The organism is Verrucomicrobiales bacterium, from assembly GCA_016793885.1.
Classification (GTDB): domain Bacteria; phylum Verrucomicrobiota; class Verrucomicrobiia; order Limisphaerales; family UBA11320; genus UBA11320.
Genome location: JAEUHE010000223.1, coordinates 1 through 2,389, shown reverse-complemented (window position 1 = coordinate 2,389; position 2,389 = coordinate 1). Strand labels below are relative to the sequence as shown.

At 56.9% G+C, this 2,389-nt stretch carries 2 protein-coding genes; one reads left to right on the top strand and one right to left on the bottom strand.

Going from position 1 to position 2,389, the window contains the following annotated elements:
- Positions 1 to 936 (top strand): chromate transporter (locus JNN07_24525; GenBank protein MBL9170921.1); only part of this gene is annotated, 936 nt, incomplete at its 5' end.
- Between the two features lie 127 nt (positions 937 to 1,063).
- Here JNN07_24525 and JNN07_24520 read toward each other — a convergent pair.
- On the bottom strand, positions 1,064 to 2,389 hold a 1,326-nt coding region (locus tag JNN07_24520; protein MBL9170920.1), incomplete at its 5' end, for a glycoside hydrolase family 97 catalytic domain-containing protein.

Below are 2,389 nucleotides of genomic sequence, written 5' to 3'. Positions count from 1 at the left end.
GCGATAGTCGTGGGAGCCGTTTTCCGCATCGGAAGTCGTGCGTTGAAGAACGAGGTCATGTGGGGATTGGCCACCGTTGCGTTCATCCTGATTTTCGCCTTCCACGTTCCTTTCCCGGTCATCATTCTGGGTGCAGGGATTCTCGGTTTTGCAGGTGGAAAACTCTACCCAGCTAAGTTCGCGGTCATCACCGGACACGGTTCCAAGAAAGGAAGAACCAGCGTCATAGGCGACGAAGACGCGGTTCCCGACCACGCGAGCCCCTCATGGGGCCGTGCGTTCAAGGTGTGCGGGATCTGTCTCACGCTCTGGTGGATGCCCGTTCTGTTGACGAGCCTTTGGTTGGGCTTCGACCATCTCCTGGTCAAACAGGGGCTCTTCTTCAGCAAAGCGGCTATGGTCACATTCGGCGGTGCCTACGCGGTTCTTCCTTATGTTTCGCAGCAGGCTGTCGAGAACTACGGCTGGGTTACCGCCGGTCAGATGCTCGATGGCCTTGGACTTGCGGAGACAACGCCGGGGCCGTTGATCATGGTTTTGCAGTTCGTCGGGTTTCTCGGAGGATGGAAGTTTCCAGAACCCTTCTCGCCATTATGGATGGCCACGTTTGCGGCGTTCATAACGACTTGGACGACTTTTCTCCCCTGCTTTCTGTGGATCTTCCTCGGTGCACCGCACATTGAACAATTGCGAGGGAACAAGTGGCTCAGCGCCGCACTTTCGACCATCACCGCCGCCGTGGTCGGTGTGATTCTTAACCTCGCCGTCTGGCTCGGGCTCCATGTGCTGTTCCCGGCTGGAAGCCCGGTGAACTGGTTCGGTGTCGTTGTCTGCTGTATTGTATTCATTGGAGTGATCCGCTGGAAATGGGGCGTTATCCCAGTGGTGCTGGGAGCGGGTGGACTTGGTCTGGTGTGGAAACTGAATTTTGCCTAAGTTCGCGGAGTTTCCATGGACCCCAGTATTCTCTCGCTTCGGCGGATTGGCGTCTCACGCTGCTACAAAAGCGTAGTAGTTGTATGAAGTCGTCTCCTTCGAGTTTATGCGTATTACGGCGACCCGCCTATCGCGACCGGGAAAGTTTGGCGACAAACCCACCGTCGAGGGCCACGTGAATCCGGAGTTGATCTCCTGAGCTGACACGGGAACGGGTGTTGACGAGATGGTTCGGGTCCACTTCGGTGTCGTTCGCATCTTTCCAGATCTCCGCTTCGAAGGTGCCTTTTCCGAGGAAGCCCAGCGGAATTTCCAGGTCGCGGGGCTGAACCGCCGACATGCCGCCGAGATACCAGACACGCCCCTTACGACGGACGGTCACCAGCACTTCTCCCACCTGACCGAGCAAAACACGTGTCTCGTCCCACCAGGTCGGCACAGTTCTCAGAAAATCGAACCCCAGCTGACCCTCGTACGCGGTGGGATAATCCGCGACCATTGGGTTCGGGTTGTCAAAGCAGACATACATCGCAAGATGATGCCCTCGGGTTCCAAGGACGTTCGGCGCAACGCCTTTTGGTTGGAACCGCTCGCGCGATACGGCACGGAAGCCACCGAGATGATAGTCCATGCGACCGGCAACCAAGCGAGTGAACGCCATCTTTAGGTTGTGCTCCGGGGTGCATCGATCACTCCACTTCAGATACTCCAAGTTCAAGGCGCCTTCATGGTTCATCAAGTTGGGAAAGGTTCTCTCCAGGCCAGTGGGCTTCCAAATCCCATGAAGCTGAATCAGGAGTTTGTGCTTGGCAGCCGACTTCAAAATCGACTCAGCGAACTCTACCGAGTCCTGATCATCGTGATCGAAGAAGTCGACCATCATCCCGCTCCATCCTTGCTTCTGGAAAGCGGCGAACGCCTCTTCGACCCTCCCTCGCAGCGCCCCCTGATGAACCCAGGTCCAAAGTCGAACGTTCTTCGAATCGGCGTATCGATGGATGGCTTTCAAATCAAAACCTGGTCGAGGTCGGGTGACGTCCGTGTCCGGACCCGGCTCCACCCCCGGTTTGGACTGGTGATACCACGGCGTGGTGACGCCTTCGGTAGAGGTGATGGAATGGGTTGGGATGCCTTCGCGAGAACAGAAATCAATATACTTTTGGTTCATCGCGAATGAGAGCATCGGTGTGCCAGTCTGCCCATCGTAGACGTCGCCATTCCACCAGTGGAACGTGATTTTTCCTGGCCGTATCCAGTAGGTGTCTCCGATCTCTGACGGGCTGTTGAGACAGTAGAGCGTCGACGATTCCAAGAGTGCTCCGGCGCGCTCCGCGAGAAGCACGACTCTCCAGGGGGTTTCCAGCGGGAGAGCGGCCAAGACCTTAGATCCATCCGCTCGTGGTGTCAGCGCGCAAAAGAGCGAATCCTCATTCGATGCGACGGCACCTCGCAT